Origin of the sequence: Lipingzhangella halophila, from assembly GCF_014203805.1 — a bacterium.
Lineage (GTDB): Bacteria > Actinomycetota > Actinomycetes > Streptosporangiales > Streptosporangiaceae > Lipingzhangella > Lipingzhangella halophila.
The window spans coordinates 4,242,518-4,264,763 of sequence record NZ_JACHJT010000001.1; the positions used below are offsets into that span (position 1 = coordinate 4,242,518).

Sequence of the window (22,246 nt, forward strand, 5' to 3'; positions counted from 1 at the left end):
GCGAAGCCATGCGTTCACACCACTAGCTGCACGTGCCCGTTCCCGGTGACTACCGCACGTGCCCGTCGCCGGTGACGACGTACTTGGTGGAGGTCATCTCCGGCAGCCCCATGGGGCCGCGCGCGTGCAGCTTCTGGGTGGAGATGCCGATCTCGGCGCCGAACCCGAACTCGCCGCCGTCGGTGAACCGGGTCGACGCGTTCACCATGACCGCCGCCGAGTCCACGTGCGCGACGAACCGCCGCGCCGCCGTCTGGGAGTCGGTGACGATGGCCTCGGTGTGCGAGGTGGAGTAGCGGCGGATGTGCGCCAGTGCGTCGTCCAACGAGTCGACCACCTTCACCGCCAGGTCGGCGGAGAGGTACTCGGTGCCCCAGTCGTCCTCGGTGGCCGCGACCACGGCGTCGTCGTGGCCCTGGACCCGGTCGTCGCCGTGCACGGTCACGTCCAGCTCCCGCAGCGACTTGAGGGCGTCCGGCAGGAAACGGTCGGCGACCGCGGCGTGCACCAGCAGCGTCTCGGCGGTGTTGCAGACGGACATCCGCTGGGTCTTGGAGTTGACGGCGACGGCCAGCGCCTTGTCCAGGTCGGCGGCCTCGTCGATGTAGACGTGGCAGTTGCCGTCGCCGGTCTCGATGACCGGGACGGTGGACTCGCGCACCACGGTCTGGATGAGGTTGGCGCCGCCGCGCGGGATGAGGACGTCCACGAGCCCGCGCGCCCGCATCAGGGCCTGCGCCGCCTCGCGGCCGCTCCCCGGGATCAACTGCACGGCGTCGACCGGGACACCGGTCTTCTCCAGTGCGCCGCGGATCACCTCGACGATGCGGGTGTTGGACGAGTACGCCGAGGAGGATCCGCGCAGCAGGGCGGCGTTGCCGCTCTTCAGGCAGAGGACGGCGGCGTCGACGGTGACGTTCGGGCGGCCCTCGTAGATCATGCCGATGACGCCGAGCGGCACGCGCACCTGGCGCAGCTCCAGGCCGTTGGGCAGGCTCTTGCCGCGCACCACCTCGCCCACCGGGTCGGGCAGCTCGACGATGTCGCGGACGGCGTCGGCGATCGCGTCGACCCGCTTCACGTCGAGGGTGAGCCGGTCGACCACCGCCTCGCTCTCGCCGTTCTCGCGGGCGCGCGCCACGTCCTCCGCGTTGGCTTCGACGATCGACTCCGCCTCGCGTACCAGCGTGTCGGCCACGGCGAGCAGCGCCTCGTCCTTCACCGCCCGGCTCAACGGAGCGAGGTCGGCGGCGGCCTCCTTCGCCCGCTCAGCGACGGAATGCACCTCGCGCTCGACGTCACTCATCCTGCTCACTCTGCTCTCTAGGTAGTTTTCTGGGTCGTCCGACACTCCTCCTGCGGCGATCTTATGCGACGTGCCCGCGTAGCCGCCGGGTCCGGCGTCACCTCGGCGGCCGGGACGCCGCACCGGGCGATGCGTGCCGGCGCGGCGTCCGGACGCGGTTAGGGCACTGACGACCCCGCGTCTGAACGCGGACGCAGGGCCGGGACCGCCTTGGCGAGCAACCAGCCGACCACCCCGGTGACCGCACCGACAAGCGCGCCTGTGCCGAGGCTGCTCAGGAAGGCGAACATGCGCAGCAGCGCGCTCTCGGCCGCGGGCGCCAGGACCCCCTCCAGGTTGCCGCCGAGGCTCGGTGGCTCGTCGAACGCCTGCGTCCAGAGGACCTGGTGCGTTACCCCGAGCACCATGCCGTAGGCAAGCCCGATGACGAGCAGCGTGCGGAACGCGTTGGGCACCCGGCACCACAGCACGACCACCAGCCACACCGCTACCGGAATCCACACCAGTAGCGAGTTGGCCACTGGGCCGACGAGTTCGAGGTCGTGGGCGACCACGCGCGGCACGCCGAGCAGCGCGAGGCCGCAGACCGCGAGCAGCGGCATGCCGAGTGAGCGCCGGATCCGGTCACGCATCGCGCGCCTCCGTTTCTGTTTGTTGTACTCCAGTGCCCGCGGGGTTCGCGGAGAGGTGGAACCAGCGGTGGTAACGCAGGAAACCGATGTAGGCCAGGGTCGCGGTCGCGGCACTCGCCGCCAGCCGCCCCCAGTGCCCGGTCTCGAACTCGGCGGCGGTCCGCCGCAGGACCTCCGCGGAGTGCTCGGCGAGCCCTTCGTCGAACATGATCTCGTTGCGCGGCCAGAAGAACAGCACCGAGAACAGGAACTCGCCGAACACCAGCGTGGCCACGCTCGCCGCGATCCACCACCGGGCCGCGCGAAGCCGCCACACCAGCACCAACGTGACGATCGAGAGCACCACCGTTGCGGCACCCAACGGCGGGAAGAGGTCCGCGGGACCGGTGACCTCAAAGAACTCCGACGCTCCGGCAAGCGAAGCCGGCACGTCGTGGAACACGTTCGGGTAGATCACGATCGTCTCCACCGCGATCCCGCCGCACGCCACCATGGCTATCCACACGTACACGCCCGCGATGACGAGCGATATCCGACTCCTGAGCACGACCAACTCCATGAGACGTCCGACCTGACGACCATGACGCTAGGAGCGGGCCAAGCGGGCCGGCGTCGGCTTCGGGGATCGCACCGCGTACCGACATCGATGTAGGGAGCCCGGTCGCGCTACCCCTACAGGAGCAGTGCGGAGGAACTGGGGCCCAGGGCCACCGGAGCATGGAGGCGTTTGTGCACGGAGCGTGCAGGGTATGGCACGTACCTCCGACGTCGAGCACCCGCCTTCGTGGAGCCCCCGTGAACCGCCCCTGGGAAGCCAACCCCCACACCGAATTCAAACGCCGGATCGGACAGTCCCCCGCGACCTTGGGTGTCACCAAAGCTGGTCCGGAATGCCCGGACATCTGGGAGATGGCCAACGGCGACGTCGTCGTCATCGGCCGCGATGTCACCGAGGCGTACCGCGGCCGCCTTCCGTCCGGAGTGAGTATCAGCCCCGACGAGCGGCTCGTGATGATCCCCCGCGTCACGATGACCGCGGCGAAACGCGAGATTCCCGATGCTTGAGCGGCTTGGCGCGCTTCCGGCAACACTCCTGGAGCGTGACGTCTACCTGGCGGAGTACTGGGACACCTACGAGCAGGTCGGCGGGGTGTTCTGGAAGCTGGAGCGCGGGCAGACCTTCCGGGAGCCGGGCGATCCGAGTTGGGAGGCGTTCGCAGCCGGCGACTGGGACCGCGCCCTGGAACTGAACGAGGCGGACCGCTCCGAAGCCGAGGCCATGGCGGAGAAGGACCGGCAGGTGGGGATCGAGACCCGGCGCATCCGCGTCGTGGAGCACCCGGTCACCCCCTACGTGCAGTGGGAGATGCAGTTCCTGCGCCTGCTGGCGGAAGCCGGCCAGTCGTTGCGGGTGGTCCTTCCCGCGCAGGCCGCGCATCTGGAACGGGAAAGGCCGCTGCCGGAGATCGTCCTCCTCGGCGAGCGGGTGCTGTACATGGTCCGCTACGACTCAGCCGGCACACCCAATGGTGCGTGGCGGATCGGCGACCGCGACGCGATCGCCGAATGCCGCGCCGACCTGGCAGACCTGTTCGGGCAGGGCGAGCCGATCCAGGACTTCTACGCTCGCGAGATCGCGCCGTTGCCGCCTCCGACAGTTCGAGCATGAGAGGAGCAGAACGCTCGACCGACCGGCCCAACACGGCAACTACGAAGGGCGACCGCGCTTCGTCTCGCGTGTTCCTGCCTACGGTGGCCGTTCTTCTCGTGGTCGCGGTCGTCGGGCTGGTAGGACTCTCCCCTCTTGCCCTCGGGGCGGTCCGCGGAATCGACGACGACTGGGAGAGCCTCAGCTTCATTGGCCAGACCTACGGCGCCGCGTCAGCACTGCTCGCCGGCCTTGCTCTCGCCGGTGTCGTGGCGACATTGGTGTTGCAGGCACGCGAGACCCGCATGTCCCGCGAACTCGCCTTGCGCGACTCCAACAGTGAACTGCTCCGCATCGCGATGGAAAGCCCGGAGTACGCGGAGTGCTGGGGTGCCAACCTCCCGCTCCCCGAGGGAAAGGCACAGCGGCAGAGCATGTACACGAACATGATCCTGTCGCAGTGGGAGATGGCCTACGAGTCCCGAGCGATCGGTGACGCGCATCTCCGCGCCTTGGCGCGCAACCTGTTCGTTGGCCGGGTCGGCTGGAACTTCTGGAACCGGGTGCGCTCGATCCGGCTCAGCACCGCCGAGACACGCAGGTCGCGCCGGTTCCACCGGATCGTCGACGACGAGTTCCAGCAAGCAACGGAGCCGCCACCGGAGGAGTCCGAGGACGAGCCCCAACGGCGGCGACCGCGTCGCTGGCTACCCGTGGTGGGCGCGTTGGGAGCCGGAGCGATCGCCAGCGGAGTGGCGATCGTGCGGCACCGACGCTCGTTGTCGGCCCCGCCTGCTCCGGCTGCCGGGACGGTTACACGTCCTGGCCGCGGAAGGCGGCGAGGAACGCGCCCCATTCGCGGGCGGTGAAGTCGAGGTGGCCTGTCTCGGGGCGCTTGGAGTCGCGGAGGGCGGCGCCGGTGGGGAGGTCGGCGACCTCGACGCAGTTCTCGTCCGAGGTGGAGTACGAGGACTTACGGAAGCTCGGGATCTGGGCGACCTCGACACAGTTGTCATGAGAGTCCGAGTAGGACGACTTGCGGAAGTTCAAGATAGGCGCGACCTCGACACAGTTCTCGTGCGAATCCGAGTAGGAGGACTTGCGAAATCTCAGGAACATCGCGGGGCTCACTTGGCTAGCTCGTCGGTGATGGCGTTGATGAGCGTCAGGGACCGTTCGGCACTGAGCGCTGTCCCCAATACTGCGTCATAAATCAGCGTATAGCGCTCTACGTACCCCTGGTCTTCTACGTACAGGGACTCCACCGCGTTCGACAGGGACACGACCCCCGGTTCGGGGCGAGGGAAGTCGATCAACGAGAACGCCCCCGAAACCGCTGCGTGGGTACCTGCCGCGTTGGGAACTACGAGCACCGTGACCTTGTAATGGGCCGCCATCCCCACCAGGAAGCGAAGCTGCTCCCGCATTACCTCACTGGACCCGGCGATCTTGCGAAGTGCGGCCTCGTCAACAATGGCCGTGAGATGCGGGCCGTTCGGGGCATCCAGCACCTGGCGTCGCGCCATACGTGACTCGACCTTGCGCTCAATGTCCGCCTCGGGAACGATCTGGCCACCGCGAAACACGGCAGCGGCGTACTCGGGCGTCTGCAGCAACCCCGGGATCAACAGCGCCTCATAGCTACGGATCCTCGTTGCTTCAGCCTCCAGCTCTGGAAGATTCCCCGGGAAGAGATCCTGGAACTGATGCCAGTCGCTACGTCCACGCGCCTCTTCGGTGAGGCTGAGCAGGTGCTCGCGCTCCTCGCTGGTGACCTCGTAGAGGTCGAGCATCGCCTCGACATCGCGAGGGTTCGGCCGCTTCCACTCGTTGCGCTCGATGCGGGTAACCCTGGTCGCTGATGACCAGCCCAGGCGCTTCGCGGCTTCGGCAGCGGAGAGCTTCGATTCCGTACGCAGACGCCGTAGAGCGGCGGACAGTCTGCGCCGACGCACGCCCGGCGAGTGCTTGTCAGGCACACAACTCCTCTCTCTGCCTTAGCGAGTGTCTCGATCGTAGTGCGGGGGTCCAGCAACAAGGAATTTTGTTCAAACAATCTATACCGCTTGAAACGCTGCTTGAGCTAAATCATACTGAGGATCCAGCCCAGCACTCTCCGTAGTGCCCCTTCACTCGGGAAGGACCCTCCTCATGCCTGAGACCATTGAGCTCCGGGCCACGCTCGTCCAGGTCGTCAAGGGCGGCGAGCCTGATGAATGCGGCTTCTCCCTCAGCGACGTGCGGTCGCCGCACGCGCTTTCCTACTTCGGCCCGGGGTGCGCCTGCGGGCGGACCGTGCTGCTGTTCGAGCTGTGGGAGCGCTTGGAGCACCTTGACCTGTTTTCCAGGGGCACCGACCTCTGGCTGCGCACCGTTCCGCCGGACTGGCCCGATCCCCTGCCGGACGGGGCGACCCTGCTTGAGGAGCACACCGTCATGGTGGGCATCGGTTGACCGCTACGCGCGCGGCCCCCGGGGTAGGGCCGCGCCCCTTCCCCGGGTCGCCGCCGCACCGGCTTTCAGTCGCGCTCGTCGAGGAGGCCAGCGTCGTGGACGAGTAGGGCGATCTGGACGCGGTTGTTCAGGTCGAGCTTGGTCAGCACGCGCGACACGTGGGTCTTGACCGTGGGGACGCCGAGGTAGAGGGCGGCGCTGATCTCCGCGTTCGACTTCCCCTCCCCCACCGCCACGGCGACGTCGCGCTCGCGGTCGTTGAGCAGGTCCAGGCGCTCCCGCGCCCGAGCCCGGCGCTGGTCGTGGCCGGACTCCGCCACGCGGTCCATCAGGCGTCTGGTCACCGACGGAGACAGCACCGGCTGCCCCCGCGCCACCCGCCGCACCGACTCCACGATCTCGGCGGGCGGGGTGTCCTTGAGGACGAAGCCCGCCGCTCCGGCGCGCAGTGCCCGCAGCACGTGCTTATCGGCGTCGAACGTGGTCAGGACGATGATCTCCGGCGCGGACGGGCGGGACCGCAATTCCTCGGTGGCGGCCAGCCCGTCCATCGCGGGCATCCGGATGTCCATGAGCACCACGTCGGGCCGGTGCTCGCGCACCAACTCGGGCACCTCGGTCCCGTCGCCCGCCTGACCGACCACCCGGATGTCGCCGGCGCCGCCCAGCATCATCGCCAGCCCGGACCGCAGCAGCGGGTCGTCGTCGACGATGAGCACGCCGATGGCCTGGCACTCGGTCGGTTCGGTGGCGGTCACGTTGACCACGGTAGCCAGGCCCGCAGGTGGAAACTACCGGACGCGGTGTGCCCGTGTTCCAGGGTCCCGTTCGCCAGCGAGACACGCTCGGCCAGGCCGACCAGCCCCTGTCCGGCGCCGGAGGCGGCCCCCGCGGCCGGACCGCTGCGGTCGCTGGCGTGGAGCATGTCGCCGTGGCCATGGTCGGCGTCGAGATCGGCCCCGGGGTCGGTTCCGGCGTCGTGGCCCGCCTCCGGCGCGCCGTTGCTGACCTCGACGGTCAGCCCGTCCCCCGGCGCGCCCGCCACGGCAACCTCCACCCGCGCCCCCAGGGCGTGCCGGTGCGCGTTGGTCAGCCCTTCCTGAACGATCCGGTAGGCGGTGCGGCCAACACCGTCCGGCACACCGCCGCTCACCCGCTCGCGCAGCTCCACCCGCATCCCGGCGGCACGCGACTCCTCGACGAGGGTGTGCGCGTCGGCGAGCGTGGGCTGGGGCAGCTCTCCCACCGGGGCGCGCAGCACGCCGATGACCTCGCGCAGGTCCTGCAGCGCCTGGTGAGTGCTCTCCCGGATGACGGCCGCCGCCCGCGCGATCTCCTCGGGCGGGGCGTCGGGCCGGTACTCCAGGGCGCCAGCGTGCACGCTCAGCAGGGAGAGCCGGTGCCCGAGCACGTCGTGCATCTCCCGGGCGATCTGCTCGCGGGCCAGATGTTGGGCCCGCTCGGCGCGCAGGTGCGCCTCGGCCTCCGCACGCCTGGCGCGTTCCTCCAGCGAGAGCACGAGCTGCCCGCGGTGCCGGACGAACAGCCCCCACCCGATCACGGCGAGGTTGGTGACCACGGTGAACAGCACCAACTGCAGCAGGCCGGACGGGTCGACCACCACCAGGAAGCCGGACCTGCCGAGCACCATCAGCGCCCCAATGGCCAGCGTGAGCCGCACCGGCCGGTGGATCGCCACCGTGAACAGCGCCACCAGTTGGGCGCCGGTGGCCAGGTCGACGAACGTCGTCACCGGCACCAGCACCAGGGCGAGCCCTACGGGCCAGCGGCGCCGCAGCCACACGGCGGCGCACGCCAGAGCGGCGATTACCTGGAACCAGAGCAGCCGCGTGTCCGGAACGGTGGGATCGTCGACCAGCGCCACTGACCAGCCGATCCCGTAGCCCGCCGCGGCCAGGAACAGGACGGTGTCGACCGCCCAGTCGCGCGGGCCGCGTCGGTGCGTGGGCGGGGGCGCGGAGTCGTCCATCGTCTCGAACCTACTCACCCGTGAGCGGCGGGGGGCGGGACGCGCGGCCGGCGATACCGAAGTCGCGGCACTCGGTACTTTCGTCGCACCCGACCCGGCCAACCGGATACGGCGGTCGCGGCGGCCCGGTCCCGATGGCCGACGCGCCGGCCCGGCCGCCGTCCGTAGCTTCGGGGTATGCGAAAGGCAATCCAGGTACTGGGGCTCGTCGTCACCGCTGTGGGCGTCAGCGGAACGATCGACCGGCTACTCGGCCACCAGCCGATCATGGGCTTCCTGAACGTCGTCAACCGGTTCGTCATCCCCCGGTTCGACTCACTGACGGGCATCGAGCTCTACGCGAACCTCATCGTCGCGTTCCTCGGCCTGGCCGTGCTGACCGCCGCAAGCGTGCCCCGGCCCAGATGACTCCGGCTCCCGTGGCACAAGGGCCTCCGCTCCCCCGGACTGACGTCATCCCCGCCGCTCGCGCCTTCACCCACCTCCGCCGCCCGCTCATCAACTCCGCCACCTCGGCCACACAAGAACCGCCAGAGACGAGAAACACCATGACCTCCAGCGGCACCCCAGCAGAGCCACAACGCTCCCAAGCCGCCACCAGCTCAGCGAGGGACGTCCCAGCGGCCACCACCGATGACCGTGCCGACCCCTCGGGGAAGCCGTCCCCCCGGAGCCCTCGCGCGCCACTCCTGCACCGCCTGGCTCCCGTGCTCGGGCTGCTGCTCCTGGCACCGGTGTGCGCGGAGTACCTGATCGGCTATGACGACTCGACGGGCCAGCCCGCCGAACTGCTCGGTGGACTGGTCGTCTTCGTGCCGCTGTACGGGTGTGCCGCGCTCATCATCCGGGAGGCGGCGCGGCGCGCCGGTCGCGGGTGGCCCACCATCATGCTGCTGGCGCTGGCGTTCGGCGTGCTCCAGCCAGGACTGATCGACCAGGCTATGTTCAACCCGTCGTACCGCGACATCGACTACCTGCAGCCGATGATGCGCCCCACCTACATCCCGGCCTTCGGTATCAGCGCCTACCTCACCCTGACCTGGATCGCCGGGCATGTCATCTGGAGCGTCAGCGTACCGATCGCCATCGTGGAGTCGTTCGCCCCGGACCACCGCCGCACGCAACCGTGGCTGGGGAGGCTCGGCCTCGCCATCGCCGTGCTGCTGTTCCTCGCGGGCGCAGCCTTCGTCGTCCAGTGGCACCTGCGGACTGAGGGGTTCGTGCCCGCTGTTCCGCAACTGGCCGGCGCGGCCGCTGTGGTCGTCGTTCTGGCCGGCGCCGCGTTCGCCACCGGACGGCGGCCCCGCCCCACCGCGAGCCGTAGCGCACCCCGCCCGTGGCTGGTCGGGGCCGTGGCGTTCGCGGCGCTGTTCCTTCCCATGGCCGTCGAGCTGGTGACCGGTGTGCTCGGAATCGGGCAGGGGTTCGTCGTCGACTGGCCCGGTGTCGCCCTGTTCGTAGTGCCCATCGCAGTGCTGGCCGGCCTGCTGGCCGCCTGGTCCCGCCGCCAGGGCTGGGGGGCGCCGCACCGGCTCGCCGCCGCCGGAGGCGCCCTGCTAACAAACGTCGTTATCGGGTTCTTCGTGCAGCCGCTCGGAGACGTCACGACCACCGCAGAGCTCGCCCACAACACGGTCGTCGCCGCCGGCGCGGTCGCCCTGCTCGCGCTCGCCGCCCTCCGGATACGCAGGAGGGGAGAGCCGCGGTGAACCCGAACGACACTGGCACCCACGACCACGAGGAGGCACGTCCAATGGAGTCCGGCACCCCGCCGCACGAGGCCACCGTGCTGGCCCGGCCAATGGGAGAGCGCGTTCTCATCTGGGGCGGCTTCCCACTCGTGGGGGCGGTTCTCGGATGGCTGCTCCCCATCGTGGCCGACTGGGCGGTCTCGCTTCCGTGGTTCCCGTTCCAGGGGCCCCTCGAACTCGTGGCCGGGCTGCCCGCCCTGGTCGCGACGATCGGCGGCCTCGTTCTGGGGCTCGTCGCCGGTGTGGTGCTCGCGCTGGTCAGCGAGTCCGAGTACACGACCGTCACCGTCGCCGACGACAAGGTCACGTTGCGGAACGACGCGGAAACCCGGACCGTCGAGCGCGCGGACGCCACGGCGGTGTTCCGCGACGGCACCGACCTCGTGCTATTGGGCCCGGACACCGGGGAACTCGCCCGGCAGGGCGGCGACATGCCGGCCCCGGAACGGCTCCGCGCGGCGTTCCGGCGGCACGGATACCCGTGGCGCGACGACGGCGACCCGCACGCCGAGCACTACCAGCGCTGGGTCGAGGACCTGCCCGGCCTCTCCGCCTCGGCACACGCCCTGCTGAAAGCCCGCGCGCGAGCGGTGGAGCGCAAGGACCGCTCCGACGCCGAGCAGTTGCGCTCGGAGCTCGCCGGACTCGGTGTCGTGCTCCGCGACCGCGACGGGAAACAGTTCTGGCGGCCAGCCCCACCGGACTCCCGCTAACCGGGGTACCTCGTGTCCTCGTGCACCTCGCCGCCGTCGGAGGTCGCGCGCCAGGTGACCGGGGTGCGCATCTCGTCCGCGACGTCCTGGGCCCATCGCTCGAGTGGCGCGAACATGTCGGGCCCGGAGTGCAGCACCGTCCGCCCGCGGTAGGCGACCGCGCCCAGCATGACCACTTCGCCGTCGCTGTGCAGTTCGGTTTCGTACTCGTGCGTCGTTCGCCTCATACGTGTCAATGTACTGCGCGATCCCCGCGGCCCCCCTGGTCCGCGGCAGGGCGGGGGGACGGTCCGTTGGTGTCCGCGCCGCTCTCCAGCAGCACCAGGTCGTCGCGGTGCACGATCTCGCGTTCGTAGGCCGGTCCGAGCTCGCGGGCGAGCCAGCGGGTGGAGCGGCCCATCAGGTCGGGGATCTCCGCCGAGTCGTAGTTGACCAGGCCCCGCGCGATGGAGTGGCCGGCCTCGTCGCGCAGGTCCACGGGGTCGCCCGCGGAGAACTCGCCCACCACGTTGACCACCCCGGCCGGCAGCAGCGACGCGTTGTCACTCCGGACCGCCCGCACAGCCCCCGGGTCGAGAACGATGCTCCCCCGGCCGGCGGTGGCGTGCGCGAGCCAGAGCTGACGGGTCGATGGGCGGCGGGTACTGAGCGCGGTGAACAGGGTGCCGACCGGCTCGCCGGCCAGTGCCGCACGGGCGTTGTCCGCCGAGGTGAGTACCGTGGGCACGCCGGCCTCGGTCGCGATCCGCGCCGACTCGACCTTGGTGACCATGCCGCCGGTGCCCACACCGCGCCGGTTCGTCGAGCCGAGGCTGATGCCGTCCAGATCGCGCGCGGCGACACTCTCCACGACGCGCCGCGCCCCCGGCCGCGCCGGGTTCCCGTCGTACAGCGCGTCGACGTCGGAGAGGAGCAGCAGCGCGTCGGCCCGCATCAGGTGCGCCAGCAGGGCCGCGAGCCGGTCGTTGTCGCCGAACCGGATCTCGTGGGTGGCCACAGTGTCGTTCTCGTTGACGATCGGCACGGCCCCGATATCGAGGAGCCGCCGCAGGGTCCGCTGGGCGTTGCGGTGCTGCACCCGCCGCATCATGTCTTCGACGGTGAGCAGCACCTGCCCGGTGGTGAGCCCGTGGGCGTTGAACGCCGCCGTGTAGTGCGCCACCAGCAGCCCCTGCCCGACGCTGGCCGCCGCCTGCTGGGTAGCGAGGTCGCGCGGCCGGCTGGCCAGCCCCATCGGTGTCATTCCGGCGGCGACGGCGCCCGACGACACCAGGAGCACCTCGGTTCCCGCGGCCCGCCGCTCGGCGAGCACGTCGGTCAGCTCGCGGATGCGCTCCCGGTCGAGGTGGCCATCCGGGGCGGTGAGTGAGGACGACCCCACTTTGACAACAACGCGGCGGGCGGCCGGTAGCTCGGCACGCCCGGACGATGCCGCGCCCTCTTCCGCCGCGGACACCCCGGTTCCCTCGTATCCCGTTTCTTCGTGTGCGGTGTGCACGCCCGTCCATCTCCTCAAGCCTCGGTGCGGTCCCCGGCCGGATGGATTCGCAGCCCCGCGCGGTGTCAGCCCAGCCGGGAGTCGGTACCGCGCGGGCCGAACGGGGTCTCTCCGGTGTCGGAGACGGTGCCCACGGCCGGATCCCAGTCGAAGACGACGGAGTTCTCGGGGTCGCCGATGTAGACCTCGGCGCCGGGGGATGCCCCCTGCTTGGCCAGCTCGTTCTCGATACCGAGGCGGTCCAGCCGGTCGGCGAGGTACCCGACGGCCTCGTCGTTGGAGAAGTCGGTCTGCCGCACCCACCTAGCTGGCTTATCGCCGCGCACCCGGAACGTGTTGTCGCCGAGCGGGACGACCTCGAACGGGGTCCCGCCGATCTCTCGCGGCCGCAGCACGAGCCGCGTCGGCTCGGGGGTCGGCCGCGCCGCGCGCTCCGCCTCGACCTGCTCGGCCATGGCGAAGGACAGTTCGCGCAGCCCTTCGTGAGTGGCCGCGGACACCCGGATCGTACGGATTCCCCGCTCTTCGAACGTGGGCTCGACGAGGTCGGCGAGCTCGCGGCCATCGGGGACGTCCACCTTGTTCAGGACGGCCAGCCGCGGCCGGTCGGACAGGTCGATCTCGGTCAGTTCCGCGTAGGCGGCCAGCTCCTCCTCAAGCGCGTCGAGGTCGCTGATGGGGTCGCGCCCTTGCTCGTAGGTGGCGCAGTCGAGCACGTGCACCAGCGTCGAGCAGCGCTCCACGTGCCGCAGGAAAGCCAGCCCCAGCCCCTTGCCGCTGCTCGCCCCGGGGATCAGGCCGGGCACGTCGGCCACCACGAACTCGGAGGCGCCGGCCTCGACCACGCCCAGGTTGGGAATCAGGGTGGTGAACGGGTAGTCGGCGATCTTCGGGCGGGCCGCCGAGAGCGCGGCGACCAGTGAGGACTTGCCGCCGCTGGGAAAGCCGACCAGCCCGACGTCGGCAATGGTCTTGATCTCCAGCCGGACGTCGGCACCCTCGCCCGGCTCTCCCTTGAGGGCGAAGCCGGGTGCTTTGCGGCGCGGCGTGGCGAGCGCGGCGTTCCCGAGGCCCCCGTTGCCGCCACGCGCGATCACCAGCCTGGTTCCCGCGCCGACCAGGTCCGCGATGACCTCGCCGTCCTCCCCGGTCACAACCGTGCCGTCGGGAACGGGCAGCACCAGGTCGGTGCCGCTGCCTCCGGCGCGGTGCGACCCTTGGCCCGGTTTTCCGTTGGCCGCCCTGCGGTGCGGGCGGCGCTGGTACTCCAGCAGAGTGGCCGTGTTCGGGTCGACCTCCAGGACGACGTCGCCGCCTTTGCCGCCATTGGCCCCGTCGGGTCCGCCCAGGGGCTTGAACTTCTCGCGGTGTACGGAGGCGCAGCCGTGCCCGCCGTCGCCAGCCTTGATGTGCAGGACCGCCTCGTCGACGAAGTCCGGCATGTGGCCTCCTGTGTGGTTCCCCGCTGGTCCCCTGCCGGTGCGAAGCCCGCCGCGCGTAGCGCCGCGCGGTTCCCCCTCGGGGATCAGCCTATGTGCTCGAACACGCGCAGGGCGGGCCAGATCATCTGGCCCGCCCTGCGCGTTGCTGCTTCTACCGCGTCCGCGTTGCCGGCCCTACTCGGCCGCCGGGACGATGTTCACGTTCTTGCGGCCGCGCCGGTGGCCGAACTGGACCTTGCCGGCGGACAGAGCGAACAGCGTGTCGTCGCCACCGCGGCCGACGTTGTCACCAGGGTGGAAGTGAGTACCGCGCTGGCGAACAAGGATCTCGCCGGCCTTGACGGCCTGCCCGCCGAAGCGCTTCACGCCAAGGCGCTTGGGATTGGAGTCGCGCCCATTCCGGGTGTTCGACGCGCCCTTCTTTGTCGACATGTCAGCCCTTCCCCCTACTTCGCCGCGATACCGGTTACCCGGACCCGGGTGTACTTCTGGCGGTGCCCCATGCGGCGCTTATAACCGGTCTTGTTCTTGTACTTGATGATGTTGATCTTGGGGCCCTTGGCCTCGCCGAGGACCTCGGCGGTGACCTTGTAGCCGCTCAGCTCGGAGGTCTCGCTGATGACCTTGCCATCGTTGACGACAAGGACCGGCTCCCACGTCACCGTCGAACCCGACTCTTCGGAGACCCTGTCGATCTCCAGGACGTCATCGACGGACACCTTCTCCTGTCGGCCGCCCGCTCGCACGATCGCGTACACCGGGAAACTCTCTTCCTGCTCGTGTGAGGACCATCCCCGCGTGCGCGGGGACATAATGCGCTCAAAATCGACCGCGGATCCGCTCGCCCACGAGGGCGCGGGAATCGTCAGTAGGTCTCGGGCGCGCGAACGAAAGGGGCGCGCCGACGCACCGACTTCAGACTACCACCGACCGGCGAGCGGAGCGCACGGTCACCCATGTGCCCGGCCGGGCCGCGCGCGGCCCGGCCGGTGCGTGCTATCCGGCCTCGGCCACGGCGGACGCCGATGCGGCTTCGGACGCCGGCCCCGTGGTCTTGGTCCGCCGGGTACGCCGGCGCCGCGGGCGCTCGGCCCCGGTTTCGGCCTCGCCAGTCGCCTCCGTGCCGGCCGCCTCAGCGGACGCGCCTTCGGCCGCAGCGGGTTCCGCGGCCTCCCCGTCGGCCGTCTCGGCGGCGGTGGCCGCGGCCGCTTCCTTGTCCTTCTTCGTCTTGCGGGTCGACTGCTTGGCGCCACTCTTGCGGGTGGTGCCCTTCGCGGCCTGCCGCGAGGACGACTTGGCGGTCGTGGTCTCCGGCTCCGCGGGCGCCTCGGCGGCGGCCGCGGGTTCGGCCTCACCGTCGCCGGCGGGCGCCTCGGCCGATACCTCCGAGGTCTGGGCGGACTCGGTGATCTCGCCCTTGCCGGCCTTGTCGCTCCCGCTCTTGGCCTTCTTCTTCTTGCCGTTGGCGCTCCCGCCGGACCCGGCGGCCGACCCGGCGCTGCTGGAGCCGCCCTTGGTCTCCGCGGGCTCGCTGGACAGCACCAGCCCGCGGCCGTTGCAGGACTCGCAGGTGTGCGAGAACGCCTCCAGCAGGCCCTGCCCCACCCGCTTGCGGGTCATCTGTACCAGCCCCAGCGAGGTCACCTCGGCCACCTGGTGCTTGGTGCGGTCGCGGGAGAGGCATTCGAGCATCCGGCGCAGCACGAGGTCGCGGTTGCTTTCGAGTACCATGTCGATGAAGTCGATCACGATGATGCCGCCGATGTCGCGCAACCGGAGCTGGCGGACGATCTCCTCGGCCGCCTCCAGGTTGTTCTTGGTGACCGTCTCCTCCAGGTTGCCGCCCTGGCCGGTGAACTTTCCGGTGTTCACGTCAACGACGGTCATGGCCTCGGTGCGGTCGATGATCAGCGATCCGCCGCTGGGCAGCCACACCTTGCGCTCCAGCGCCTTGGCGATCTGCTCGTCGACCCGGTACTCCTCGAAGACATCGCGTTCGCCGTCCCAGTGCGTCAGCCGCTCGGCCAGGTGCGGGGCAACGTAGTCGACGTACTCCTTGACCGTGCTCCACGCCTCGTCCCCGGCGACCACGAGGCTCGCGAAGTCCTCGTTGAAGACGTCGCGCACCACCCGGACGGTGAGGTCGGGCTCGCTGCTCAACAGCGAGGGCGAGGTGGCCGACTTCGACTTGCGCTTGATCGACTCCCACTGCGAGGAGAGGCGCGAGATGTCGCGTTCCAGTTCCTCCTCGCTGGCTCCTTCGGCGGCGGTGCGCACGATGACGCCGGCGTTCTCCGGCATCACCTTCTTCAGGATCTGCTTGAGCCGCGTGCGCTCCTTGTCGGGAAGCTTGCGGCTGATACCGGTCATGGAGCCATCGGGCACGTAGACCAGGTAGCGCCCCGGTAGGCTGATCTGGCTGGTCAGCCTGGCCCCCTTGTGTCCCATGGGGTCCTTGGTGACCTGGACCAGCACCGACTGGCCGGACTTCAGCACGGACTCGATGCGTTTGGGCTGGCCTTCGAGACCGGAGGCGTCCCAGTTCACCTCACCGGCGTAGAGCACCGCGTTGCGGCCCTTGCCGATGTCGACGAACGCGGCCTCCATCGACGGCAGGACGTTCTGCACCCGGCCGAGGTAGACGTTGCCCACGTAGGACTTGTGCGCCGCCCGGTCCACGTAGTGCTCCACGAGGACGTCGTCCTCAAGGACGGCGATCTGCGTCCGGTCTCCGTTCCGGCGGATCACCAGGTCGCGCTTGACGGACTCGCGCCGCGCGAGGAACTCCGACTCGGTGATGACCGGCGCGCGGCGGCGGCCCTGCTCGCGGCCCTCGCGGCGGCGCTGCTTCTTGGCCTCCAGGCGGGTGGAGCCCTTGACCGACTGCACCTCGCTCTCGGCCTGCTTCTCCTGCTTCTCCTGGCGCGGCTCGCGCACCTTGACGACCGTGTTCGGCGGATCGTCGCCGGTGGTGACGGACTCGGTGTCCTCGGTGGCCTCCGCGGCCTCGCCGGCGGTCCGGCGGCGGCGCCTGCGGCGCCGGGTGCCCCTGGTGTCCTCGGTGGAGGCGGCCGTCGCCTCCCGGGCGGTCCCCTGCGACTCCTCTGCGGGCTCGGCGGTCCGCTCGGTGCCGGACCTCTCCTCCTCCGCTACCGCCGTGTTGGCGGTGCCACCGGTGTCGGTCTCGGAGGTGCCATCGTCGCCGGGCCGCGACTTGCCGCGGCCGCGACCGCCGCGGCGCCTGCGGCGGCGGCTCGGGCGGTCCTCGTCGGAGTCGCCGTCGTCACCGTCGAACTCGGAGGTTTCGTCGGTGGAATCGGCAGCCTCGGCGTCGTCCGACTCGTCCGAGTCGTCCGAGTCGTCCTGGTCGTCGCGGTCGTCTCGCGCCGGGGTGCTCCCCGCGGACGCGGTGTGGGCCACCGGCGGTTGGAAGAGCACCATGGGCGGCTGGAACGTGCTGGCCGCGCCACCGTCCGAGGCCTCGGCGCCGGTGCCGCTTCCGTCTTCGTCCGCGGAGGCGCCGGGGGCCGCGTCCTCACTGGGCGCGGGAGGCTCTTCGGTGCTGCGCGCCGCCGCGGTCCGGCGAGTGCGCGAGCGGGACGCCCTGGCCGGGCGGGTGCCCGTTCCGGTCGCGCTCTCAGCGGTCGCACCCTCAGTGGCGCCGTCCTCGGCGGAGCTCCCCGCGGTGGCGCTCACCTCGGCGGCGCCCTCTTCGGCGGCGCTTTCGGCAGCGCCGCTCTCCTCGCCGGCGCTCGGCTCATTGGCGGCCTCGGCCGGGCCCGGCTCCGCATCCGCGGCGGGCTCGGCTCCACTGGTGGCGACCCCCACCTCGCCGGCGATGGTCGTCAGCGGTGTGTCCGGGGACGCGGCCACTGGTTCGGGCTCCGGTGGCGGCCCGGCTGACCGGACTCTTCCACCGCGTTTGCCGGGCGCGCTGACCCGCACCTCCCCTGACTGCGGGGCGGCCGTTGTAATCGGCCGGTCCGTCTCTGTCGTTTCAGTTGTACCCGCGGTGCCATCCGCACCGCTGCTGGGCTCGTTTTCGAGCATCCGGGCGGTCTCCCGTCAAAGTCCTCGGGGCGCGGCACCGGCCGGTTGGCCGCCGCCGCTGCGCGCGAGGACCGTCGTCGCTAGGTCGTCGCCGATCGCACAAGGGTGCTCCCGGCGCAAAGTCCGTAATCGTCGCCAACACTCCCCGAGTGGACTCACGCATGCTCAGAGTCCCGTGCGGGCGAGGACGACCGCGGTTTCTCCTCCGCGCGTCCGGCCGGATCCGCCTGTGCCGACCCATCCTTGGGGGCGGCTCGTTCTGGTTCGCCGTTCTGGGTGGTTCCATCGTTCACGGCGAACGGATCGGCGATCGCGCCGGACGCTTCGTCCAAGGGCCCCTGCGCCAGCCGGGTCATCAGAGTCGATGACGGCGGCGCCAGGTCGGCCACCTGACGAAGGCCGGTCACCACGTCGTCCGGTCGCACGGCAGGTGTGGTGTGCCGCACAACCATCCGAAGTATGGCGCATGTCTCGTGTTGTCCCGTGGTGGCATGCCCTTCCACCTCCATGCGGAGGACGGCCCCACGGGTGTCGAAGCGGCGGCGGCCCTTCTTGGTAAGCCGCTCCACCTCGACGCTCTCGGCCGCGAGGAACGCGGCCGCTGCCGTCCGGGCGCCGTCGGGGGCGACACCCGGCATTTCCACCTGCCACTCCGAAGCCTCAAGACGGTCTGCCAGCCCACCCGCGCCGGCCGCCACGACGTCGACTATGTCGATGCCGTCGGGCATCGCGTCATCGAGCCGGGCGCGTACCAGTCCGGGGTCCTGGGACTCGGCCAGGGTGCATTCGAAATACTCCGCGAGGCTGGCCACCCCAGTAGGGGCAGCACCGGCGTAGGAGATCTTCGGGTGTGGCGTGTACCCCGCTGAGAAAGCTACCGGTATCCCGGCTCTGCGGATGGCCCGCTCCAGAGCACGGGCGATGTCGCGATGGCTCGCGAACCTCATCCGACCGCGCTTGGAGTAACGGACGCGCAGCCGCTGTCCGGGCTTACCAGTGGAGGGCGCAATGGTGCCCTCAGGTGCGGGGGGCAGTGCTACTCCTTTCGTCGATGGCTGTCGGTCGGGTGCACCGATTCGTCCCGGCCGCACCCACCTGGGAATTGCTCGTCCTTTTCAGCGTACGGTGCCCGTCGGGTCCCGCGCGCCACCGGCTCGTGGTAGCGACCCTCGCGCACCGGCGGCGTGGGAGGTCCGGTTGTTGACTGGCTGGCGGATGCACCGTGACGGACCACACACCTATGCGATCTTCCCGCCGCGCCGAAGGTTGAAAAGCGCTCTGATCGTTGGATCGGCCACAGCCTGACCCGCTCCACCCCGGCCGCACCGAGCACGCTTACCTACTCCTCATCCTATGCGCGGAGCGCCAGAAAAACTTCTCCAAGAATCTTTGCTCCCATGCAAACCTTCCGGGGACCCGGTACGTCTTACTACACGTATGGCCCGGCGCGAGCGGGGCGTCGGGCCATACCACCCGGTCCGCACCGGCCGCGGGCCGCTCCCCTCAGAGCACAGTGAGCGGCAGTTTCCTCTCCGGCGACACCGGTGTCGGCCCGATCTGGATCTCGGTTCCCATGCTGGGGCAGACCCCGCAGTCGTAGCACGGGGTCCAGCGGCAGTCGTCGACCTCCACCGCCTCCGTGCCGTGCAGCGAGTCCTGCCAGTCCTGCCACAGCCAGTCGCGGTCCAGTCCGGCGTCCAGGTGGTCCCAGGGAAGAACCTCGTCGCGGTCCCGCTCCCGAACCGTGAACCAATCGAGATCGACGGGCTCGTCGGCGAACACCTTCGCCGCGGCCTCGCTCCACCGGTCGTAGGAGAAGTGCTCGCTCCACCCGTCGAAGCGGGCGCCGTCGCGCCATGCCTGCTCGATGACCCGCCCCACGCGGCGGTCGCCACGCGAGAGCAGCCCTTCGATGGTGGAGGGGCGCCCCTCGTGGTAGCGCAGGCCGATGGCCTTGCCGTACCGGCGGTCCGAACGCAGTTCGTCCTTGAGCCGGTGCAGCCGGGCGTCGACGACCTCGTGCGGGGTCTGTCCGGCCCACTGGAACGGGGTCTGCGGCTTGGGCACGAACCCGCCGATGGAGACCGTGCAGCGGATGTCCCCGCGCCCTGTGGCCGCGCGCCCGGCCTTGATGACCTCGCGAGCCAGATCGGCGATCGCCAGTACGTCCTCGTCCTCCTCGGTCGGCAGCCCGCACATGAAGTACAGCTTGACCTGGCGCCACCCGGCCTCATAGGAAGCGGTGACAGTGCGGATGAGGTCGGCCTCGGTCACCATCTTGTTGATCACCCGGCGCATCCGCTCGCTGCCGCCCTCCGGCGCGAACGTCAGCCCGGAGCGCCGCCCGTTGCGGTTGAGCTCGTTGGCGAGGTCGATGTTGAACGCGTCGACCCGGGTCGACGGCAGCGACAGGCCCGTGTTGGTGCCCTCGTAGGTGTCGGCGAGCCCCTTGGCGATATCGCCGATCTCGCTGTGGTCAGCGCTGGACAGCGAGAGCAGGCCGACCTCCTGGAATCCGGAGGACCGCACGCCGCGGTCGACCATCTCGGTGATGGTCTCCTTGCCGCGTTCCCGTACCGGCCGGGTGATCATCCCGGCCTGGCAGAACCGGCAGCCGCGGGTGCAGCCCCGGAAGATCTCCACGCTGTACCGTTCGTGAACGGACTCGGCGATCGGCACGATCGGGTCCTTCGGGTACGGCCAGTTGTCCAGGTCCATGACGGTGTGCTTGCGCACGGTCCACGGCACACCGGACCGGTTCGGGGTGTAGCGCCCGATCCGTCCGTCGGGCAGGTACTCGACGTCGTAGAACCGCGGAACGTACACGCCGCCCCCGTTCGCCAGGCGCAGCAGCAGGCCATCGCGGCCGCCGGGGCTCCCCTCGCGTTTCCACTCGCGCACCACCTCGGTGATGGCCAGCGAGATCTCCTCGCCGTCGCCCAGCACGGCGGCATCGAGGAAGTCGGCGACCGGCTCTGGGTTGAACGCGGCGTGCCCGCCGGCCAGCACGATCGGGTGGTCCTCGCCGCGGTCGGCGCTGTGCGGCGGGATACCGGCCAGGTCGAGGGCGGTGAGCAGGTTGGTGTAGCCCATCTCGCTCGCGAAGCTGACACCGAGGAGGTCGAAGGCGCCGACCGGGCGGTGCGCGTCGACGGTGAACTGCGGGATCCCGTGCTCGCGCATGGCCGCTTCGAGGTCGGCCCAGACCGCGTAGGTCCGCTCGGCCAGGACGCCTTCGCGCTCGTTCAGCACCTCGTAGAGGATCTGCACCCCCTGGTTGGGAACGCCCACCTCGTAGGCGTCGGGGTACATCAGGGCCCAGCGGACCTCGCAGGCGTCCCAGTCCTTGACTACGGAGTTGAGTTCGCCGCCCGCGTACTGAACCGGCTTCTGCACGCTGGGCAGCAGGGCTTCCAGTCGCGGGAAAACGGATTCGACGGGCATGGGAATGCCTTTCGGATCGATCAGGTTCCGGATCGGTAAGGTGACTCAAGTCGGCGGTGCCCGCGTTCGCGCGAGCCCGTTTCATTCAGGCTAGCGGCCCGGCCCGCGCGCGTCCTCCGGCGGTCGCGTGCCGTTCACTCGAACCCGCGGTCACGGGCGTGGATGGCCAGCACGAGACCGATCGCCATCAGGGTGGCGATGGTGGCGGTACCGCCGTAGGAGAGGAACGGCAGCGGCAGGCCGGTGATCGGCGCGACTCCCAGGGTCATCCCGATATTGATGAACGCCTGGAACCCCAGCCAGGCCGCCACTCCCACGCAGACCAGCCGCGCGTAAGGCTGTTCGCACCCGGTCGCGACGTGCAACACCCGCCAGATGACCAGGGTGAGCAGTGCGACGATCGCCACACCGCCGACAAAGCCCAGCTCCTCGGCAGCGACCGTGAAGATGAAGTCGGTGTGTTGCTCGGGCACGAAGCGGCCGCTGGTCTGCTCGCCCTGGAAAAGCCCGGTCCCCTCGAAGCCGCCGGAGCCGACCGCTATGAGCGCCTGGTTCGCGTTGTAGCCCCGGCCCTGGGGGTCGGCGGTGGGGTCGAACAGGGTGGTGACCCGGGCCAACTGGTAGGGCTCAAGCAGGTCGAACCACCACACGCAGAGCACCGCGGCCAGCCCGCAACCCAGCATCCCGACGATCCAGCGCACCGGAGCGCCCGACATGGACAGCATCGCCAGGAAGATCGCCCCCAGGACCAGCCCGGTTCCCAGGTCCGGCTGGAGCAGGACCATGGCCATCGGGCCCGCCAACGCCACCAGGCTGAACAGCACGTCGCGCGTGGTTGGCGCGCGCTCGCCGTCCCTGGGCTCGCCGAGCAGCATGGCCACGGCCAGGATCAGCGCGACCTTGACGAACTCACTGGGCTGGGCCTGCAGGCCTCCGACGACGAGCCACCCGCGCGACCCGTTGATCACTTCCCCGAGCGGAGTGAACACCAGCACCAGTCCGGCCAGGGAGAGCAGGTACACGATCGGCGCGTACGCCCGCGGAGTCCGGTAGTCCACCGAGGCCACGAGCAGGCCGCAGAGCACGGCCACACCGAGGTGGATCAGGTGGCGCTGCACGTACCCGGTGGCGACGTCGGGCGCGCCGGCAGTGTGGGTGGAGGTCCACACCAGCAGCGTCCCCAGCGCCGACAGTAGGACCACCGGTACCACCAGCAACCAGTCCACCCGCCGCCGCGCCCCGGCGGCGAGCACCCTCTCGGCGTAGCCACGCCAGGTCGCGCGCGCGACGTGCGGGCTCGTGTAGGCGGTCATCGCGT

Annotated in this window: 23 protein-coding genes; 7 read left to right on the forward strand and 16 right to left on the reverse strand. The window is 70.3% G+C overall.

The window, feature by feature from the left end; all coding sequences use genetic code 11:
* Window positions 1–49: 49 nt before the first annotated feature.
* The 3 genes from F4561_RS19560 to F4561_RS19570 all read right to left on the reverse strand — a co-directional run bounded on the left by F4561_RS19560 (window position 50) and on the right by F4561_RS19570 (window position 2,485).
* Window positions 50–1,306 (reverse strand): glutamate-5-semialdehyde dehydrogenase, encoded by a 1,257-nt coding sequence (locus F4561_RS19560; protein ID WP_184580835.1) that lies wholly within the window; start codon window positions 1,304–1,306, stop codon window positions 50–52.
* 158 nt (window positions 1,307–1,464) lie between these two features.
* Window positions 1,465–1,938 carry a hypothetical protein gene (locus F4561_RS19565; protein WP_246437238.1) on the reverse strand — a complete coding sequence of 158 codons (474 nt, stop codon included), beginning with the start codon at window positions 1,936–1,938 and terminating at the stop codon, window positions 1,465–1,467.
* Complete coding sequence (locus F4561_RS19570) at window positions 1,931–2,485, reverse strand: anthrone oxygenase family protein (RefSeq protein ID WP_221445554.1); 555 nt, start codon at window positions 2,483–2,485, stop codon at window positions 1,931–1,933. The genes F4561_RS19565 and F4561_RS19570 overlap by 8 nt, the downstream gene beginning before the upstream one ends.
* 248 nt (window positions 2,486–2,733) lie before the next feature.
* Here F4561_RS19570 and F4561_RS19575 point away from each other — a divergent pair, with 248 nt between their 5' ends.
* Genes F4561_RS19575 through F4561_RS19585 form a run of 3 tightly spaced genes read left to right on the forward strand, consistent with a single transcriptional unit; the run spans window position 2,734 to window position 4,455 of the window.
* Complete coding sequence (locus tag F4561_RS19575) at window positions 2,734–3,003, forward strand: hypothetical protein (RefSeq protein WP_184580837.1); 270 nt, start codon at window positions 2,734–2,736, stop codon at window positions 3,001–3,003.
* Complete coding sequence (locus F4561_RS19580) at window positions 2,996–3,607, forward strand: DUF6879 family protein (protein WP_221445555.1); 612 nt, start codon at window positions 2,996–2,998, stop codon at window positions 3,605–3,607. Before F4561_RS19575 ends, F4561_RS19580 begins: the two co-directional genes overlap by 8 nt.
* Window positions 3,604–4,455, forward strand: coding sequence for a DUF6082 family protein (locus tag F4561_RS19585; protein ID WP_184580838.1), 852 nt, complete (start codon window positions 3,604–3,606; stop codon window positions 4,453–4,455). The genes F4561_RS19580 and F4561_RS19585 overlap by 4 nt, the downstream gene beginning before the upstream one ends.
* On the opposite strand, the gene F4561_RS19590 is transcribed toward F4561_RS19585, so the two are convergent.
* Together F4561_RS19590 and F4561_RS19595 are read right to left on the reverse strand one after the other, a co-directional pair.
* On the reverse strand, window positions 4,400–4,705 hold the full coding sequence (locus tag F4561_RS19590) for a DUF397 domain-containing protein (RefSeq protein ID WP_184580839.1): 306 nt from the start codon (window positions 4,703–4,705) through the stop codon (window positions 4,400–4,402). The genes F4561_RS19585 and F4561_RS19590 overlap by 56 nt on opposite strands.
* An 8-nt stretch (window positions 4,706–4,713) precedes the next feature.
* Window positions 4,714–5,565 (reverse strand): helix-turn-helix domain-containing protein, encoded by an 852-nt coding sequence (locus tag F4561_RS19595; RefSeq protein ID WP_184580840.1) that lies wholly within the window; start codon window positions 5,563–5,565, stop codon window positions 4,714–4,716.
* Between the two features lie 172 nt (window positions 5,566–5,737).
* On the opposite strand from F4561_RS19595, the gene F4561_RS19600 reads away from it, so the two are divergent.
* Window positions 5,738–6,040 carry a hypothetical protein gene (locus F4561_RS19600; RefSeq protein ID WP_184580841.1) on the forward strand — a complete coding sequence of 101 codons (303 nt, stop codon included), beginning with the start codon at window positions 5,738–5,740 and terminating at the stop codon, window positions 6,038–6,040.
* A 65-nt stretch (window positions 6,041–6,105) separates the two neighbouring features.
* Here F4561_RS19600 and F4561_RS19605 read toward each other — a convergent pair whose 3' ends face one another.
* Both F4561_RS19605 and F4561_RS19610 read right to left on the reverse strand, forming a co-directional pair.
* Complete coding sequence (locus tag F4561_RS19605; RefSeq protein ID WP_184580842.1) at window positions 6,106–6,798, reverse strand: response regulator transcription factor; 693 nt, start codon at window positions 6,796–6,798, stop codon at window positions 6,106–6,108.
* A complete protein-coding gene (locus F4561_RS19610; protein ID WP_184580843.1) occupies window positions 6,795–8,030 on the reverse strand; it encodes a sensor histidine kinase in 1,236 nt (411 codons plus the stop codon). The genes F4561_RS19605 and F4561_RS19610 overlap by 4 nt, the downstream gene beginning before the upstream one ends.
* A gap of 177 nt (window positions 8,031–8,207) precedes the next feature.
* Here F4561_RS19610 and F4561_RS19615 point away from each other — a divergent pair, with 177 nt between their 5' ends.
* The 3 genes from F4561_RS19615 (at window position 8,208) to F4561_RS19625 (ending at window position 10,494) form a co-directional block, all read left to right on the forward strand.
* Entirely contained in the window at window positions 8,208–8,438 is a 231-nt protein-coding gene (locus tag F4561_RS19615) for a hypothetical protein (protein WP_184580844.1), read from the forward strand.
* 140 nt (window positions 8,439–8,578) lie between these two features.
* A complete protein-coding gene (locus tag F4561_RS19620) occupies window positions 8,579–9,739 on the forward strand; it encodes a hypothetical protein (protein ID WP_184580845.1) in 1,161 nt (386 codons plus the stop codon).
* Window positions 9,736–10,494 carry a YqeB family protein gene (locus tag F4561_RS19625; RefSeq protein ID WP_312885383.1) on the forward strand — a complete coding sequence of 253 codons (759 nt, stop codon included), beginning with the start codon at window positions 9,736–9,738 and terminating at the stop codon, window positions 10,492–10,494. Before F4561_RS19620 ends, F4561_RS19625 begins: the two co-directional genes overlap by 4 nt.
* Here F4561_RS19625 and F4561_RS19630 read toward each other — a convergent pair.
* The 9 genes from F4561_RS19630 to rodA form a co-directional block, all read right to left on the reverse strand.
* Window positions 10,491–10,721, reverse strand: a complete 231-nt coding sequence (locus F4561_RS19630) for a hypothetical protein (protein ID WP_184580846.1) — start codon at window positions 10,719–10,721, stop codon at window positions 10,491–10,493. The genes F4561_RS19625 and F4561_RS19630 overlap by 4 nt on opposite strands.
* A 5-nt stretch (window positions 10,722–10,726) precedes the next feature.
* Window positions 10,727–11,950, reverse strand: a complete 1,224-nt coding sequence (gene proB / locus F4561_RS19635; protein ID WP_184583886.1) for a glutamate 5-kinase — start codon at window positions 11,948–11,950, stop codon at window positions 10,727–10,729.
* Window positions 11,951–12,057: 107 nt separating this feature from the next.
* Window positions 12,058–13,434, reverse strand: a complete 1,377-nt coding sequence (gene obgE, locus F4561_RS19640; RefSeq protein WP_184580847.1) for a GTPase ObgE — start codon at window positions 13,432–13,434, stop codon at window positions 12,058–12,060.
* Between the two features lie 174 nt (window positions 13,435–13,608).
* Window positions 13,609–13,866 (reverse strand): 50S ribosomal protein L27, encoded by a 258-nt coding sequence (gene rpmA / locus F4561_RS19645; RefSeq protein ID WP_184580848.1) that lies wholly within the window; start codon window positions 13,864–13,866, stop codon window positions 13,609–13,611.
* A gap of 14 nt (window positions 13,867–13,880) precedes the next feature.
* Window positions 13,881–14,192 carry a 50S ribosomal protein L21 gene (gene rplU, locus F4561_RS19650; protein ID WP_184580849.1) on the reverse strand — a complete coding sequence of 104 codons (312 nt, stop codon included), beginning with the start codon at window positions 14,190–14,192 and terminating at the stop codon, window positions 13,881–13,883.
* Between the two features lie 238 nt (window positions 14,193–14,430).
* Window positions 14,431–17,484, reverse strand: a complete 3,054-nt coding sequence (locus tag F4561_RS19655; protein ID WP_184580850.1) for an Rne/Rng family ribonuclease — start codon at window positions 17,482–17,484, stop codon at window positions 14,431–14,433.
* A gap of 155 nt (window positions 17,485–17,639) precedes the next feature.
* Window positions 17,640–18,431, reverse strand: a complete 792-nt coding sequence (locus F4561_RS19660) for a TIGR03936 family radical SAM-associated protein (RefSeq protein WP_246437239.1) — start codon at window positions 18,429–18,431, stop codon at window positions 17,640–17,642.
* 556 nt (window positions 18,432–18,987) lie between these two features.
* A complete protein-coding gene (locus F4561_RS19665) occupies window positions 18,988–20,928 on the reverse strand; it encodes a TIGR03960 family B12-binding radical SAM protein (protein WP_184580851.1) in 1,941 nt (646 codons plus the stop codon).
* Between the two features lie 134 nt (window positions 20,929–21,062).
* Entirely contained in the window at window positions 21,063–22,241 is a 1,179-nt protein-coding gene (gene rodA / locus F4561_RS19670) for a rod shape-determining protein RodA (protein WP_184580852.1), read from the reverse strand.
* Window positions 22,242–22,246: the final 5 nt, after the last annotated feature.